Annotated in this window: 13 protein-coding genes; 6 read left to right on the top strand and 7 right to left on the bottom strand. The window is 76.2% G+C overall.

What is annotated here, in order from left to right; translation table 11 throughout:
- Positions 1 to 69: 69 nt before the first annotated feature.
- Entirely contained in the window at positions 70 to 939 is an 870-nt protein-coding gene (locus tag ACFY0O_RS01935; RefSeq protein ID WP_388941513.1) for a 4Fe-4S domain-containing protein, read from the bottom strand.
- Positions 940 to 1,067: 128 nt separating this feature from the next.
- A complete protein-coding gene (locus ACFY0O_RS01930) occupies positions 1,068 to 2,075 on the bottom strand; it encodes a GlxA family transcriptional regulator (RefSeq protein WP_388941510.1) in 1,008 nt (335 codons plus the stop codon).
- A 146-nt stretch (positions 2,076 to 2,221) separates the two neighbouring features.
- Here ACFY0O_RS01930 and ACFY0O_RS01925 point away from each other — a divergent pair, with 146 nt between their 5' ends.
- A complete protein-coding gene (locus ACFY0O_RS01925) occupies positions 2,222 to 3,067 on the top strand; it encodes a dienelactone hydrolase family protein (RefSeq protein ID WP_388941508.1) in 846 nt (281 codons plus the stop codon).
- 96 nt (positions 3,068 to 3,163) lie between these two features.
- Positions 3,164 to 4,375 carry a D-alanyl-D-alanine carboxypeptidase family protein gene (locus tag ACFY0O_RS01920; RefSeq protein ID WP_388941506.1) on the top strand — a complete coding sequence of 404 codons (1,212 nt, stop codon included), beginning with the start codon at positions 3,164 to 3,166 and terminating at the stop codon, positions 4,373 to 4,375.
- A 16-nt stretch (positions 4,376 to 4,391) separates the two neighbouring features.
- Here the strand turns inward: ACFY0O_RS01920 and ACFY0O_RS01915 are convergent, their stop codons facing one another.
- Positions 4,392 to 4,916, bottom strand: coding sequence for an EF-hand domain-containing protein (locus tag ACFY0O_RS01915; protein WP_388941503.1), 525 nt, complete (start codon positions 4,914 to 4,916; stop codon positions 4,392 to 4,394).
- 183 nt (positions 4,917 to 5,099) lie between these two features.
- Here ACFY0O_RS01915 and ACFY0O_RS01910 point away from each other — a divergent pair, with 183 nt between their 5' ends.
- Complete coding sequence (locus tag ACFY0O_RS01910; RefSeq protein ID WP_388941500.1) at positions 5,100 to 7,304, top strand: helix-turn-helix domain-containing protein; 2,205 nt, start codon at positions 5,100 to 5,102, stop codon at positions 7,302 to 7,304.
- Positions 7,305 to 7,464: 160 nt separating this feature from the next.
- Here the strand turns inward: ACFY0O_RS01910 and ACFY0O_RS01905 are convergent, their stop codons facing one another.
- Complete coding sequence (locus tag ACFY0O_RS01905) at positions 7,465 to 9,162, bottom strand: carboxylesterase/lipase family protein (protein ID WP_388941497.1); 1,698 nt, start codon at positions 9,160 to 9,162, stop codon at positions 7,465 to 7,467.
- A gap of 134 nt (positions 9,163 to 9,296) precedes the next feature.
- On the opposite strand from ACFY0O_RS01905, the gene ACFY0O_RS01900 reads away from it, so the two are divergent.
- Together ACFY0O_RS01900 and ACFY0O_RS01895 are read left to right on the top strand one after the other, a co-directional pair.
- The gene (locus ACFY0O_RS01900; RefSeq protein WP_388941495.1) at positions 9,297 to 10,214 is read left to right on the top strand and encodes a MerR family transcriptional regulator; all 918 of its coding nucleotides are present in this window, start codon (positions 9,297 to 9,299) and stop codon (positions 10,212 to 10,214) included.
- A 145-nt stretch (positions 10,215 to 10,359) separates the two neighbouring features.
- Positions 10,360 to 10,902 carry a hypothetical protein gene (locus tag ACFY0O_RS01895; protein ID WP_388941492.1) on the top strand — a complete coding sequence of 181 codons (543 nt, stop codon included), beginning with the start codon at positions 10,360 to 10,362 and terminating at the stop codon, positions 10,900 to 10,902.
- 48 nt (positions 10,903 to 10,950) lie between these two features.
- Here ACFY0O_RS01895 and ACFY0O_RS01890 read toward each other — a convergent pair whose 3' ends face one another.
- Both ACFY0O_RS01890 and ACFY0O_RS01885 read right to left on the bottom strand, forming a co-directional pair.
- The gene (locus ACFY0O_RS01890; protein WP_388941489.1) at positions 10,951 to 11,895 is read right to left on the bottom strand and encodes an AraC family transcriptional regulator; all 945 of its coding nucleotides are present in this window, start codon (positions 11,893 to 11,895) and stop codon (positions 10,951 to 10,953) included.
- 164 nt (positions 11,896 to 12,059) lie between these two features.
- Entirely contained in the window at positions 12,060 to 13,295 is a 1,236-nt protein-coding gene (locus tag ACFY0O_RS01885) for an NAD(P)/FAD-dependent oxidoreductase (RefSeq protein ID WP_388941486.1), read from the bottom strand.
- A 156-nt stretch (positions 13,296 to 13,451) separates the two neighbouring features.
- On the opposite strand from ACFY0O_RS01885, the gene ACFY0O_RS01880 reads away from it, so the two are divergent.
- The gene (locus tag ACFY0O_RS01880; RefSeq protein ID WP_388941485.1) at positions 13,452 to 14,507 is read left to right on the top strand and encodes a MerR family transcriptional regulator; all 1,056 of its coding nucleotides are present in this window, start codon (positions 13,452 to 13,454) and stop codon (positions 14,505 to 14,507) included.
- A 116-nt stretch (positions 14,508 to 14,623) separates the two neighbouring features.
- Here the strand turns inward: ACFY0O_RS01880 and ACFY0O_RS01875 are convergent, their stop codons facing one another.
- Complete coding sequence (locus ACFY0O_RS01875; protein ID WP_388941482.1) at positions 14,624 to 15,241, bottom strand: RNA polymerase sigma factor; 618 nt, start codon at positions 15,239 to 15,241, stop codon at positions 14,624 to 14,626.
- Positions 15,242 to 15,261: the final 20 nt, after the last annotated feature.

The raw sequence follows: 15,261 nt of genomic DNA, 5'->3' as shown, positions 1-15,261 counted from the left end.
GGTTCGTGTACGGAGTGCGCCGGGACACCCCGGCACCGGTAGCCCCCAGACCGGGGCCGGGCCGCGGGTTCACCAGCGGACGGCGGTGAAGTCGATCGGTCGGGGGCGCAGCAGCCGGGTGCGCTCGGTCAGCGCGGCGAGCCGGCGGGACATCTCGTCGGCGGGGAGCCGGCGGCGGTCGCCGTGGCCGGGGAGGACCCATTCGAACCGGATCCGGCCGGCCGTCCTGGCCAGTGAGGCGGCCAACTCCTCGATCGAGTACCAGGTCACGCTGTCCGCGACCTCCAGGTCACCCGTCGTGCGCGACCAGTAGAAGCTGTCACCGCTGAAGCAGTACCGGCCGTCGGCGAGGTAGAGCACGCTGCCGGGGGTGTGGCCCGGCAGCGGGTGGGCGGTGACACCCGCGGCGACCTCCAGCGGCTCGACACCCCGGATCACCCGGTCGGCGTCGGGCGCCGCGTCGAGGTCGCCCTCGTGGATCCACAGCCGGGCGCCGAAGTGGTCCGCGTAGCGCCGGCCGTGGGCGGCGTGATCACGATGGGTGAGGAGCACGTCGGTGACCGGGCCGGAAGCCGTGTACCGCTCGGCGAGTGCCGGACTCCAGCGGGGCGTGTCGATCATCAGGGCCGTCCCCGAGGGCCGCAGGAGCAGGTAGGAATTGGCCCCGGCCGTGTGCCGCGAGTTGTGCCCGCACAGCAGCACGCCGCTGTCCAGCTCCATCGGGAACGGGTCCAGCCGCCCGTCCGGCCGCCGGGAGGAGTGGCGGATCGAGCGGGTGGGGCAGGCGAAGACGGCCGCGTGTAAGCGCCGCGTCTGCGCTTCGTCGCCCGGCTGGCGCAGGATCCGCGACGTGCCCTCGACCTCGCCGATCAGGTCGGGCGCGAGCTGTCGGGCCACATCGCAGTTGGTGCAACGGTCGTCCACGTACCAGCCGTCCACGGCAGGTCTCCGTTCCAGGGAGGGGGAGGGGGAGCGGTGCCCGAAGGGGGCCGCCCTCCCTGGATACCCCGCCCGCCGCCGGAACCGGTAGACCCCGCCGATCTTGTGCTTCCGGCCCGGACCCGCTCTCACCGCGACCCGCCTCCGGCGGCCCGCCGGCGGAACGCGGCCCGGTAGGCGCTCGGGCGGTGCCCGGTGTGGCGGGCGAAGAGCGCGGCGAAGGTGCCGGGGTCCTGGTAGCCGACGGCCGCCGCGACCGCGGCGACGGTGCGGTCGGTGGACTCCAGCAGATGGCGGGCGCGGCGGACCCGGGCGGCCTGGAGATGGACCAGCGGGCTGTGCCCCGTCTCCTCGGCGAACCGGCGCAGCAGGGTGCGGGTGCTGACCTGGAAGGCGGCCGCGAGGGCGGCGAGGTCGTACCGCGCGGCGAGGTTCTGGTCGAGCCGCCGCATCACCCGCTGGGAGAACTCCCGCCCGGGCTGCGGCAGGAGCCGGGCATCGACGTACGGGGTCTGGGAGGCCCGCACCTCGTCGAGGAGCGCGATTCGGGCGGTGGTCCGGGCCACGCCGACGCCGTGGTGGCGGCGGATCAGGTCCAGCGCGAAGTCGTACATCGCGCTGAACGCGGCCGTGGTCGTCACCCCCCGGTCGGTGACGGCCAGGTGCCGGGGCCGCACGTCCGCCGCGGGACAGCGCCGGGCCAGCTCCCCGGCGTGCAGCCAGGAGGTGGTGGCCCGGCGCCCGTCGAGGAGGCCCGCCTCGGCGAGCAGGAACGCGCCGACGCACAGGGAGACGACGGCGGTGCCGGCGGCGGCCCGGTCCCGGATCGCCGCGGTCTCCGGGGCGAGCCGGCCGAGCAGCTCGTCGAGGTCCGTGCCCGGACCCAGCTCGAAGCCGGGCACCACGAGCACGTCGACCTCGCGCAGGGGCCCTACGTCCAGCGCCGCGCCGCCCGAGGCCGTGACCCGGCGGCGCGGCGAGACCACCGACACCCGGTGGCCGGGCGCGTCCGGCCCGGCGACGTGCCCGGCCATCGTCAACAGGTCCGGCACGCCGAACACTTCCGAGGCGAAGCAGCCCGGGTACGCCAGGACCCCGACCCGCAGGTCCCCCGGCCCGTCGCCGTCCGCCCTCACCGGCCCGTCCCCCCCCGCTGCCCTCGCCTTGCCCCGCCGCACGTCGTGCCGTTCGGCGCGGCCCCTCCCAGGGTAGGGCGGGATCGCCCCCGCCCCTGGCGATCCCGCCCCTCACACGGCGGCCGGGTCCGCGCCAGGCTGGCCCCATGAGCGACGACGACGATCCGATCACCGACTTCACCCGCCGGACCGTGGCCGTGGAGGGGGTGGCGAAGACGGTGTACGCGGCGGGGTCCGGCCCCGCGGTCGTGGTGCTGCCCGAGATGCCGGGCATCAGCCCCGACGTCCTGAGGCTCGCGCGGTGGGTGCGGGACGCGGGCTTCACCGTCCTCGTGCCCTCCCTCTTCGGGACGGACGGTGCCTTCCCCACGGTCGAGGGCGGCCGGGAGGTCGTCCGCCGCGCCTGCGTCAGCGCGGAGTTCCGGGCCTTCGCCGGGGGAGGCACCAGCCCGGTGACGCTCTGGCTGCGCGCACTGGCGCGCCGGGCCCACGCGGAGTGCGGCGGGCCCGGGGTGGGGGCGATCGGGCTGTGCTTCACGGGCAACTTCGCCCTCACCATGGCCCTGGAGCCGGCCGTGATCGCCCCGGTGGTCAACCATCCGTCACTGCCCCTGGACGACCCCGGCGGTATCGAACTCGACCCGGCGGACGCCCGGGCGGTGCGCGACCGCCTGGAGCGCGACGGACTCACCGTCCTCGCCTACCGCTTCGAGGGCGACCGCTGGTGCACGGGGCGGCGCTTCGCCGCCTACCGGGCCCTGCTGGGCGAGGCCTTCGACGGCCGCGTCCTGCCGGACGCCGCCGCCAACCCGACACCGCCGCCCTTCTTCGCCGATCTGGTCGGCACGCCGCACAGCGTCGTCACCGCCCACCTGGTCGACGAGGCGGGCCACCCCACGCTCCGGGCACGCGACGAGATCCTCACCTTCCTCACCGACCGCCTGCACCCGGCCGCCCCCGCCCCCGGATCCCCCTCGCCGCCGACCGGGTGACGTCCGGATCCCCGTCCCGGGCGGCGGCTGCGCCGGGTTACGCCGCTCGGCCCACTCCGGGCTGCGAACCCCGGTGGGAGTTCCTACCGTGACCGGATGACCCGTAGTCCGTCAGCGCGCAGGCTCCTTTCCGGCGCGACCGCCATCGCCGCCGGTCTGAGCGTCGCCCTCATGCCTCCGCCCGCCGGCGCGGCCGCCCTGGCCGAGCCCGCCCCGCCGCGGGCGGAGGCCCCGCCGGAACCGGCCCTGCTGCACCGGCCCGGAGTGCAGGTCCGGCCCCGCCCCGGCGCGCCCGCCCTGCCCGACGACCTGTCCGCGCTGTCCTGGCTGGTGGCCGACGCCGGCAGCGGGGAGGTGCTCGCCGCCCACAACGCCCATCTGCAGCTGCCGCCCGCCAGCACCATGAAGACCCTCTTCGCGCTCACGGCCCTGCCCCGCCTGCCGCGCAGCGGCACCCACACCGTCACCGAGGCCGAGCTCGCCGACGTGGGCGAGGGCAGCAGCCTCGTCGGCCTCTACGCCGGTCTGGCCTACCGGATCCCCGACCTGTGGCGGGGCGTCTTCCTCAGCTCCGGCAACGACGCCGTCCACGTCCTCGCCTCCATGAACGGCGGCTGGACCCGGACGGCCGCGCAGATGCAGGCCCGGGCCCGCGCGCTGGGGGCGGCCGACACCCACGTCGTCTCCCCGGACGGCTATGACGCCGACGGGCAGGTGTCCTCCGCCTACGACCTCGCCGTCTTCGGCCGCGCCGGACTGGCCGACCCCGACTTCGCCCGCTACGCGGCCCTCACCGACGCCGCGTTCCCCGGGGACACGGACGCCGACGGGACGCCGACCTGGACCTACGGCATCGAGAACACCAACCGGCTGCTGACCGGCGAGGACGGCGTCGGCCGCTACCCGGGCATCGTCGGCATCAAGAACGGCTACACCTCCGAGGCGGGCTACACCCTGGTCACGGCCGCACGACGGGACGGCCGCACCCTCCTCGCCACCGTCATGAACCCCCAGCAGGGCGGCCCCTTCGCGGTGTACGAGGAGACGAGGGCCCTGCTGGACTGGGGCTTCGCCGCCGCCGGCCGGGTGGCGCCGGTCGGCTCGCTCCTGCCGCCGCCCCGGCCCGCGCGCGCCGTCACCGCCGCCCCGCCGCCGACCGCCGCCCGGCCGGCCCCCGCGGCCGCTCCCGGCACCGGGTACGCGTGGCCGACCGCCCTCCTCACGGGCGCCGCCACCGCCGCGACGGCCTGGTACCGCCTCCGCCGCCGCCGCAGGCCGGCCGCAGCGGTGGCGCCCCCCGAGGGGTGAGGAGGGGGCGGGGCGGTCAGAGGAAGGTGCCCGGACCGAACAGCAGCCGGCCGGGGGCGGACGCGTCGTCGCCCGCCCAGAACTCGTACCAGCTGGTGCGGAACTCCTCCCGGGTGATGCGGCCGTCCCCGTCGAGGTCGAGCCGGCCGAAGGCGGTGTCGGTGTCCGTGCTCCGGCCGCTGAACGCCTCGATCATCTGCCGGTACTCGGCCCGGTCGACCGCGCCGTCACCGTCGGCGTCCACGACCGAGAACATCGCCTCGGCGGTGCCGTGAACGGCTTCGGGCATGCCCGGGAGGACGTCGACCACGTTCAGGACGTCGTCGAGCGACACCCGGTCCGCCCCGCCGGCGGCCGCGGACAGGCTCCGCCACCACCCCGTCATCGTCTCCCACAGCACCCGGTCGTCGCCCCCGGCACGAAGGCCGGTCCAGCGCCGGCCGAGCAGCGCGAAGTCCTCCTCCGTCAGGAACCCGTCCCCGTCGACGTCGAGCATGCTGAACGCCAGGTCGATCTTCCGGCGCTGGAACTCGGTGGCCATCGTGCGTCCTCACCCTCGGCAGACTGACCCGGAGATGCTCCCCACGGCCCGGCCCGCGCACAGCTCACACGGCGCCCGAACTTCCGTGCGCACCCAGGCCCCGCACAAGCAGACTCGTGCATACTTTTGCGGGCGAGGTACGGCGTTTCGGCTGGGCCGCACTGACCAGGGGAAATTCCAGACGTGGACACCGGTACACCGGCAACCGGCGGCTTCGGCGCGCTACTGAACGGCCTGCGGACGGCGGCCGGGCTGAGCCAGGAGGAGCTCGCGCACGCGGCCGGAGTGAGCGTACGCGCCCTCTCGTACATGGAGCGCGGACGCTCCCGGGGGCCGCAGCGCCGCACGGTGCGGGCGCTGGCCGGAGCCCTCGGCCTGGACGCGGAAGGCGCCCGCGAGCTGGAGCACACCGCGAGCCTGGGCCGCCCGCGCCGGGCCCGCACGGAGGACGTCGCGCCCCCCGCCGCGCGGACCGGCGCGCCCGATCTGCTGCCGCGCGCGCCGCGCGGCTTCCACGGGCGGGCGGCGGAGCTCGCCGCCCTGTCCCGGGCCGCTACCGGCGAGGCGCCCGTCTGCCTGGTGGTCGGGCCCGCCGGGGTCGGGAAGACCGCCCTCGTACTGCACTGGGCCCACCACGGCCGGGCCGGATTCCCCGACGGGCGGCTCTACGCCGACCTGCGCGGGTTCGGTGGCACGGGCGAGCCCGCCCTCATCGAGGTGCTGCGCGAGTTCCTCTCCGCGCTCGGTGTGCCGCACGACGGGATGCCGCGGTCGGCGAACGGCGCGGCCGCCCTGTTCCGTTCGCTCGCCGCGGAGCGCCGCCTCCTCGTCGTACTCGACAACGCGCGGGACTCCGAGCAGGTCAGGCCGCTCCTGCCGGGCGGTCGCCACTGCGTCACCGTGGTCACCAGCCGGCACCGGCTGCCGGGACTGATCGTCACCGACAGCGCCACGCCCGTCGCCGTGGACGTGCTCGGGCCGGACGACGGCACGATGCTCCTCGCCGGGGTACTCGGCGCGCAGCGCGTAGGCGCGGAGCCGGCGGCCGCGCGACGGCTGGCCGGGCTGTGCGGCGGGCTGCCGCTCGCCCTGCGGGTGGCGGCCGCCCGGCTGGCCCAGCGGCCCGACCGGTCGCTGGACGCGATGGCCGCGGAACTGTCCGACGAGACGCGCCGGCTGGCCCTGCTGGACGTGGAGGACACCGGCGTGCGGGCGGCCCTGCGCGTGACGCTGCAACAGCTCCCAGGAGAGGTCTCCGGCCTGTTCGCCCGGCTCGGCAGCCACCCCGGGACGCACGTCGACCGGTATGCGGCGGCCGCCCTGGCCGACACCGGCCCGGCGGCCGCCGAGGCCTGCCTGGAGCGGCTGGCCGCCGCGCACCTCGTCACGGAGACGGCGTCCGGCCGGTGGACGATGCACGACCTCGTACGCCTCTACGCCCGCAGCCTGGACGCCGGGCCGGACGCGCTCACGCGCGCGCTCGACCACTCCATCGCCACGGCCCTCGCGGCGGTGGCGGCGGCCGAGCCCGGCAACGAGGACTGCTTCCCGCTGCCGGCGGACTTCCGGGAGCCCGCCGCCGTGCGGGAGTTCGCCGACCGCGCCGCCGCCGTGGCCTGGTACGCGGCCGAGCGGGACGACCTCACGCGGGCGGCGGCCGCGGCGCACGCCGCCGGGCTGCACGACCGGACCTGGCGGATCGTCCTGACGCTGTGGCCGCTGATGGTGTGGCGGGTACGGGACGGCTGGGTCCCGCTGCTGGAGACCGGGCTGGAGGCGGCACGCGCCGACGCCGACGAGTACGGCGAGGCGCGGGTGCTGAACGTGCTGGGCTGGGTCCTGACCGAGGAGGGGCGCCTCCCCGAAGCCCTCACCCACCTGCGGGCGGCCTCCGCACTCGCCTCCCGGGCCGGCGACGCGGTGGCCGAGGCGAACGCCCTGGTCGTCCTGGCCCTGGCACAGGCGGCGCTCGGCGGCCTGGGCGAGGCCGCGGCGGGGTGCGAGCGGGCGGTCGGACTGGCGCGCGAGGCGGGCGACCGGACGATCGAGAGGCTGGCCATGCAGCACCTCGCCCGGCACCTGGCCGACGCGGGGCAGTGGCGCGAGGCCCTGGACACGGCGGACGACGCCCTGGCCTTCGGCGACGCGTCGGGCACGGCCGACGTGCCCCGGATCCTGCTCCTCATCGTGCGGGGAGAGGCGCTGCTGGGACTCGGCTACGAGGCCGCGGGCATCGGACAGCTCGAACTGGCGGCCCGGGAAGCGGAGTCGTCCGGCAACGAGGACGCCGCGGTACGGGCGCTGGGCGCGCTCCTGAAGGTCTCGCCGACCCCGGACCTCCAGGCCCGCTACGACGCGGCGGCCACCCGGCTCACGACCCGGCCCTGACGGGTCAGCCGGTCCCCCGGCCTGGTCCGCCGGGCAGGGCCGGCACGCGCGGACCGCGGGGGCGGTACGAGCACGGGCGGCGACGTCACGGTCTGGCTGGGGAAACCCGGCTGTTCGGGATCCGCCCCGCCACGCGCACGTGCCGCCCCCAGCGGCCCGATCAGCCGGTCCGGCCGTCGGCCGCGTCCCAGAACGGGCAGTGGTGGGCGGAGTCCGCGTCGACCGGACGGATCCCTCCCGGGCCGGAGGCCAGTGACAGCACCGGCTGGTCGCGGGGCCCCGCGGAGCGCAGTGCGGGCCACGGCGGGGCGTCGGGGCTGTTCGGGCTGCCGGTGCGCGCGAAGTCCGTCCAGTAGGCCACCATCCGGTCGGACAGGGTGCGTTCGGCCTCGGTCAGGGGCCGCTGTGTCGGTACGGAGGGGAACAGGAACGGCAGCTCGAAGCCGTGCGCCGCGCCGTAGGGGAAGCCGGGGTTCTGCGGCAGGCCCGCGGGTACGGGTGGTTCCGGCTCGCCGAACTCGTAGCCGTACAGGGGGAGTCCCGGCGCGCGGGCGGCGATGGTCCGGCCGGCCGCCAGCGTCGTGCAGGCCAGGGAGCGGTCCGTGAGCACCGTCGCCCACGCCAGTGCGGGCGTGGGATAGCCGGCCGCGGGGTACTCCGCCTCGACGGCCCGGGCCGTGCTCCCGAAGGCGTCCGTCAGACGGGCGCGGTACTCGGCCTCGGTGCCGATCGGGAAAGCGGCGAGGGACAGCCCGACGAACATGCGCATCTCGTCGCGGTTGGTTCCCTGGACCAGCGGAACCCGGTGGAAGCGTCCCGCCCTCAGCGCCTCCTCCGGCGCCATCGGCAGCAGTGCGTTGCCGTACGCCGGCCGGTTGAAGGACTGCATCAGCTCCGCGGTGGCGAGCCGGTCCGTGCTCTGGCCGCGCAGGCAGGCCACCACGTCCTCGTCACGCTCCGCCGTGCAGCCCAGCCGCCGGGCGGCCTGTACACCGGCCGCCTGGACGTCGTGCTGCGCGGCGAAGGGCTCGTACGCCGGCGAACCGGGCCCGAGGGCGCCCCGGGGGAAGGACATCGAGCAGGAGCCGCTCTGGAGGACGGCCCGCTGGAACAGCCCGGCCGCCGTCGGTGAGGTGAGGTGCGCGCAGATGCCGAGCGCGCCCGCGGACTCGCCCACCAGGGTGACCCGGTCCGGATCGCCGCCGAAGCGCACGGCGTTGGCACGCACCCAGCGCAGGGCGGCCTGCTGGTCCGCCAGGCCGAACGGTGGGGCCGAGCCGAGGCCGGGGTGTCCGAAGTAGCCGAAGACGCCCAGCCGGTAGTTGACGGTGACGACGACGGCGCCGCCCCCGGCCGCGAGGCGCCCGGCGTCGTAGTCCCCGCCGGAACCGCCGAGGAAGGCTCCGCCGTGCAGCCACACCAGTACGGGCCGCCCGGACCCGGGCCGCACCGGAGCCGGCGTCGTGACGTTGAGGTGGAGGCAGTCCTCCGACCCGGCGACCGCGCCCGCAGCCGTACCCGGTGCCGGCATCTGCACGCAGCGCGGGGCCGCCGTCCTCGCGTCCCGAACGCCGTGCCACGCGGCGGCGTTCGCGGGCGGCTTCCAGCGCAGCCGGCCGACGGGGGGAGCGGCGTACGGGATGCCGTCGAAGATGGCGTACGAGCCGTGCGCCGCGCCGCGTACCGGCCCGTGATCGGTCCGTACGACGGGATCGCTCCGGTCCGCCGCCTGCAGGGCGGCGGCCGGGGCGGCCGTCATGGCGGCGAGGCTCACGAGGGCGCAGAGCAGGGCGAGGAGTGCCGTGACGGCTCCGCCTCTGCGGTGTCGCCGGCTTCCTGGTGGCGTGGTCGGGGGCATGCGTATCCGCCGTTCTCGGTCGCGGTGGGGCGGCAGGCGCCGCACGGGCCCCGGCCCGGCGCTCAACGTGTTCTCGGCCGGGCTCGGTTGCGGATTACGCTAGGACCTCCCGCGCGCTGGAGGTTCAAGAGGCTGTGACGCAGACCACGTGGAGCATCGGTGAACTCGCCGATGGAACGGGGGTACCCGTGAAGACCCTCCGCTACTACTCCGACAGCGGTCTGCTGCCCGTCGCGGCCCGGAGCGCGGGCGGGCACCGCCGCTACGGGCCCGAGGCGTGGGAACGGATCCGGCTCATCCGCAGGCTGCGTGCGCTGGACACTCCGATCGCGACCGTCACACGCGTGGTGACGGGCGAGTGCTCCCTGGGCGAGCTGGTGGAAACCGAGCTGGAGGCCGTGCAGGAACGCCTCGTCGAGCTGCGCTGGCGACAGGCCACGCTCCAGGCCCTGGACGACTGCCCGGGCGGGGAGCGGCTGCACCGCCTGGAGATCCTCGCCCGGGTGCAGCGGCTCCCGCAGGCGCACCGCGCCCTCACCGACCACTGGTTCCGCGAGCTGTCCGGGACCATGCCCCGCCACCGCCTGGAGCGCATGGTCGCCATGCTCTCCCCGGAGCCGCCGAACGACCCCGGCCCTGACTCCGCGCTGGCCTACGCCGAACTCCACCTGCTCATTTCCACCCCCGGCTTCACCCGCTGGACGCAGGACCACGAGGAGGAGATGCGCGGCGCCCCCGCGCTCTACGCGGAGTTGGACGACGCCGCGGCGCTGACGGCCGCCGCGGTGTTCCAGGGACGGCCGCCCCATGCGGGGGCGGCGGTCGACGCGTTCGTCTCGGCCCACGCCCGGGCCCGGCGGGAGCTCGACACCCCCGCCTTCCGCACGTTCCTGCACGGGCTGGTGTCCCGCTCCTCGGGATTCGATCCCCGCCTGGAACGCTACTGGGGCCTCGTCGACACGGTGACCGGCGGCCGGGGACTGAACATGACGGTCGCGCACCGGTGGCTGACCGAAGGCCTGTCGAAGTCCCTGACGGCCTCGGCCCGTTAGCCCCCCGAAAGACCGGCTGCCGACCTGGGGCCGGCGCCATCGCCCGTCCACGGGTGTCGAGTTCGGCGTGTTCTCGACTTGGAGTGCCCCGGGCGGCGGTGCCAGTCTGGGCGGCGCGTTCACCCGTACGACGACGGAGGCCGGCATGCGCAAGCGCTCTCGGATCGGGGCCAGGTGGGCCGCGCTCGCCCTGCTGCCGCTGGCGGCCCTGATGGCCGCCGCGCCGGCACACGCCGACGCGCGGGGTCTCTACAACGGCTTCGAGGAATCCGACATCGGCACGTGGGACCGCCTCGCCGGCGGGGACGGCCGGGCGGGCTTCGAGATCGGCACCGGTACCGCCCTGACCGGCCAGGGCAACGGTCGGCTGTCCGCCACCCGGGGATGGGCCCGCGAAGGCACCTGGGCCTCGTTCGACGGGGCCTTCCGCTTCTGCACGGCCCGCATCTACGTAAGGCCCGACCAGGACCTCCAGTTCGAACTGAGGGTCTGGACCCCCCAGGGCAAGCAGCTCATCAGCACCGCCCCCTGGCTCACCGCGGGCGACTACCGGCTCGTCCAGGTCGACTGGACGGGGGAGGGCGACAACAGCAACTTCGTCGAGGCCGTCATCGGCGCGAACGGAACACCGCGGGCGGTGCGTCTGGACGCCCTCACCGTCGTCTGCGCCGACGGGAGCCGTACGTAGTCCCGGCGGGCCCCCTCGACCGGGACGCCCGGCTGCCCGCGCGGCCGGTCACCTGCGGGCGCGGAGCAGGGTGGCGGGGCTGACGCCATAGGCGGCGCGGTGCTCGACCGCGAACCGGCCTGGGTTTCCGAAACCCCACTTGGCGGCGATCGCGATGACCGAGCTGGTGCTCGGGTCGGCGGTCTTCAGTTCGTCGTGGGCGCGGGCCAGGCGGACCCGGCGGAGGTGGGCGAGCGGGGTGGTGCCCGCGTGACGCCGGAAGGCGTACTGCACGGCCCGGGGGGTGAGCGGGATGGAGGCGGCGATCTCGGCGAGGCCGATGTCCCGGTCGGCGTTGGCCTCGATGAAGTCCATCGCCCGCCGGAGCGTGTCGCTGGTGGCGTCGCCGCGGTCGATCCGGGCCGGGGTCGTGACGAGGTCGGTGTGGGGGAAGGCGGAGAGGGCGGCCGAGGCCAGCAGGCGGACCGCACCGGCGACGACCAGCGGCTGGTCGGCCGCAGGTCCGGCCATGACGTCGTCGCGCAGGTACGCGACCGTCCGCTCCAGGATCCGGTTGCCGGCGGCGTCGAGCGCCCGCTGCCCGGTCAGGCGTACGGGGCCCCCGTCGGGGCCGCCTGCGACGGCGGTGAGGAGGCCGGGGTCGAACATGGTGATCGTGTAGGCGGCGCCGCGGACCTCGCCGGTGTAGGGCCGGTCGGGCTGGGCGATCAGGAACGTCTCGCCGGGACCGTGGATCTCCTCCTTGCCCCCGGTGGTGTCGGCGACGGTGCCCTGATGCATCGTCAGCAGGCAGATCCGTTCCAGGCAGCCGGCGTCGTAGGACATCGTGTAGTCGAAGGCGAGTTCGTCGACGATCAGGCCTCCGGCCGTACGCCGCTCGACCCGTGTCCCGGTCCGCTCCGGACGGCCGCCGATCTGCATCGGGGTGTAGGCGTCGGAGAGGAACGCCTCCGTCTCGCTCAGGCTTTCGCTGGCGAACGACAACTGCTCCACGACCCGCCACTCTCCATTCCACGGCGCCCACCGCGGCCGCTTCCGCGCGACCGCCACCCCCCGACGCTACGCGGTCCGCCGCGAAACCGCCTCGGCACACGCGCCGGGCACCGGCCGGGGGGTGCTCCCACCGACACCTTGACCCGGCGGAGCCTGGCGCTCGCTCAGAGGTCGGCGAGCACCTCACGGGCCGCGCGGGCGCCCGAGGCGAGGGCGCCCTGCAGGGAGCCCGTCGCCCGGTGGTCCCCGCAGACGTAGCGGCCCGGGGCGAAGCGGGTCGTGCGGGAGAGCGGCAGGGGCGGGGTCATGGCGGGCAGCGCACCCCGCACCGTGACGCGGTGCACCGGTTCCCAGGTACGGGTGTCCGTGCCGTACGCCTCCGCGAGGGCACCGAGCACGGCCGCCTCCTCCACCGGGCCCGGTGCGCCGAGCACCGAGGTCGACACCAGGGCCCTGCCGTCCCGGGAGTAGCCGGGCTGCACCTCGGTGAGGACGCACGTGTTGAGGAACCTGCGGCGGGCGTCGACCAGCAGCGTGGGCTCGGGCAGCGGCGAGCGTGCGACGGCGTGGTAGAGCGTCGTGACGGTCCGCCCCGCGGGCGGCGTGAGGCCGGGCAGCAGACGGGCCGCGGCGCCGGCTCCGGTGGCGACGACGACGGCCCGCGCGCGCAGTTCCCGGCCGCCGAGCAGGAGCCCCTCCGGCGTCAGGCCGGTCACCGGCGACGAGGTGCGCAGCACCCCCGGGCGCAGGCCGGCGGCGAGCTGGGCCGGCACGGCGCCGATGCCGTCGCGCGGCAGACAGAGCGTGCCGCGCAGCATGCTGCGCCACACCAGATGGAAGAAACGGGCCGAGGTCTCCAGGGAGTCCTCCAGGAACACCCCTGACAGGAAGGGCCGGAAGAACGTCTCGACGAACTCCTCCGAGAACCCCGCGTCGGCCAGCGCGGTGCGGGTGGTGAGGTCGGGTCCGGCCCGCAGGCGCGAGGCGGGTGCGAGCGCGGCGCGTGCCGACAGGACTCCGAAGGCCAGCAGATCCCGCCGCTTGACCCGGCCGCCCCCGAGCAGGGCGACCGCGTCGCGCGGCCGCCGCGTGGGGTCGGTCAGACGCAGGCGCCCGCCGTCGGTGTGGACGAGCACCCCCGGGGTGAACGGGCGCAGGAACAGGGCCGGCAGATCGAGGCGACGCCGCACCTGGGGGTAGGAGGTGTTGAACACCTGGAAGCCGCGGTCGGCGGTGAAGCCCGCGACGCGGTCGGTGCGGATGCGGCCGCCCACCGTGTCCTGCGCCTCCACCAGACGTACCCGCAGGCCCGCCCGGGCGAGGTCGGACGCGCACGCCAGGCCCGCGGCCCCCGCGCCGACGACCGCCACGTCGTGCCGGTCGTCCTGTGTCTCGGCCATGAACGCCCTCTCTCCGTGACGGTGGATCATTGTCGCCCCCCTCGCCGGACGGACGGCTGCCCGCGCGTACGTGTCTTCCGGCACCGCCCGCGCGCCGGATGCGCCGCCCCGGGCTTTTCCCCGCTCGCATCGATTCCGCGTCGTAATCTGGGAGGCATGAGCGAAGAGGCCCTCGGCGTCACCACGGGCGCGGTGGCACGGCGCCTGGGCGTGTCGCCCACGACCGTGCGCTCCTGGGAGCAGCGCTACGGCATCGGGCCGGCCGTCCGCGAGGGCGGCCGGCACCGGCGGTGGACGCCCGCCGACATCGCCATGCTCGAGGAGATGTGCCGGCTCACCTCCTCCGGTGTCCCCCCGGCCGAGGCCGCCCGCGCGGCCGCGGCCGCGCGCCGACGGCCGGACGCGGCCGAGCGGCGCGGCACGTCGGCGCCCCGGCCGGCGGGAGCGGTCGTGCCGGCCGGAGCGGTCGTGGCGGCGGAGGCGGTCGTGCCGCCGGGCGCGGCGGGCCGCCGGGGCGGTCCCGGGGGCGGGCTGCCCCTGGGGGAGGTGCGGCAGGAGTGCCGGGGGCTGGCACGGGCCGCGGTACGGCTCGACGGCCCGGCCATGGAGGCCCTGCTCCAGCGGACGGTGCGGGCCCACGGGCTGGTGGCCGCCTGGGAGGAGGTGATGGTGCCGACCCTGCACGCGGTGGGACGCAAGTGGGAGTCCACGCGGGACCGGTACGTCGAGGTGGAGCACCTGCTGTCGTGGCACGTGTCGACCGAGTTGCGGCGGGCGGCCGTCACCGTCCCCCCGGCGGCGGCCCGCGCGGCGCCGGTGGTGCTGGCCTGTCTGCCGGGGGAGCAGCACACGCTGCCCCTGGAGGCCCTGGCCGCGGGTCTGGCCGAACGGGGCCTGCCGGCGCGGATGTTCGGCGCGGCCGTGCCCGCGGAGGCGCTGCGGGCGGCGGTGGGCCGGTCGGGTCCGGCGGCCGTGGTGCTGTGGTCGCAGTCCCGCACGACGGCGGACGGTGCGCTGGCCCGGCAGGTGGGGTCGACGGCGTTCGGCCTCAGAGGGGCGAGGACCGCCCCCGTCGTCTTCCTCGCGGGCCCGGGGTGGCCCGCACGGGCCGTGAGCGAGGGGATGAGGCGCCCGCGCGGGCTGCGGGAGGCGCTGGACGCGATCTCCGCGCTCTACCCGGACCCGGCCGTCCCCGGCACCCCGCCGCCGTGACGGCCCGCGTCCGGGAACAGCCGCAGCAGATGCGGGTAGGTACCTCGTGGGTGTGCGCGTGGCCCCGGAGGCGCGCCGGACGTGGGCGGCGGTGAGGCCGGACACGGCCGCCCCGATCACTGCGGTGCTGCTGCGGTCGCGACCGCGCGCAGCCGCAGCCGTCGCATGCCCCGCCGGGCGTGGCTCTTGACGGTGCCCAGCGGCATCCCGGTGCGGTCGGCGATCTGCACCTGGGTGAGGTCGGCGAAGTAGGTGAGCGCGAGGACGTCGCGCTGGACGCGCGGGAGCCGGGCCAGCTCCTCGGTGACCACGACCCGGTCGATCACCTGCTCCACGCCCCCGGCCGTCTCGTCACGGACCTGCGCCCCCGCTGCGGCCACGAGTTCCAGGCGCCTGGTCCGCGCGCTCAGGGCGTCGGCCGTCTTGCGCCGGGTGATGCCCATCAGCCACGCCGGCAGCGTCCCGAGGTCCGGACGGAACCCGCGCCGGCCGCGCCACGCCGCGACGAACACCTGCTGTGCGACGTCCTCCGCCTCGCGGGCGTCACCCAGGACCCGCACGGCATGGGCGTGGACGAGACGGCTCCAGCGGCGGTGCGCCGGCGCGAGCCACCGGTCGTCACCCCGGAGCAGCAGCGAGACGATCTCCGCGTCCTGGCCCCGCTCCTGTGGCCGCGCACCGGCCCGGGCGGCCGGCCAGCCGGCGTACTCGTCGCCGGCACCCGATGCGGTCATGACGCAGCCTCCTCCGGATC

This window comes from Streptomyces sp. NPDC001594 (assembly GCF_042893675.1).
Classification (GTDB): Bacteria; Actinomycetota; Actinomycetes; order Streptomycetales; family Streptomycetaceae; genus Streptomyces.
This window is presented reverse-complemented; position numbering and strand designations above follow the sequence as displayed.

Excerpts from the sequence above, each read along its gene's own strand:
- ACFY0O_RS01915 (WP_388941503.1), bottom strand. The coding sequence starts at position 4,916 with ATGGCCACCGAGTTCCAGCGCCGGAAGATCGACCTGGCGTTCAGCATG.
- ACFY0O_RS01875 (WP_388941482.1), bottom strand. The coding sequence starts at position 15,241 with ATGACCGCATCGGGTGCCGGCGACGAGTACGCCGGCTGGCCGGCCGCC.
- ACFY0O_RS01905 (WP_388941497.1), bottom strand. The coding sequence starts at position 9,162 with ATGCCCCCGACCACGCCACCAGGAAGCCGGCGACACCGCAGAGGCGGA.
- ACFY0O_RS01920 (WP_388941506.1), top strand. The coding sequence starts at position 3,164 with ATGACCCGTAGTCCGTCAGCGCGCAGGCTCCTTTCCGGCGCGACCGCC.
- ACFY0O_RS01925 (WP_388941508.1), top strand. The coding sequence starts at position 2,222 with ATGAGCGACGACGACGATCCGATCACCGACTTCACCCGCCGGACCGTG.
- ACFY0O_RS01880 (WP_388941485.1), top strand. The coding sequence starts at position 13,452 with ATGAGCGAAGAGGCCCTCGGCGTCACCACGGGCGCGGTGGCACGGCGC.
- ACFY0O_RS01895 (WP_388941492.1), top strand. The coding sequence starts at position 10,360 with ATGCGCAAGCGCTCTCGGATCGGGGCCAGGTGGGCCGCGCTCGCCCTG.
- ACFY0O_RS01885 (WP_388941486.1), bottom strand. The coding sequence starts at position 13,295 with ATGGCCGAGACACAGGACGACCGGCACGACGTGGCGGTCGTCGGCGCG.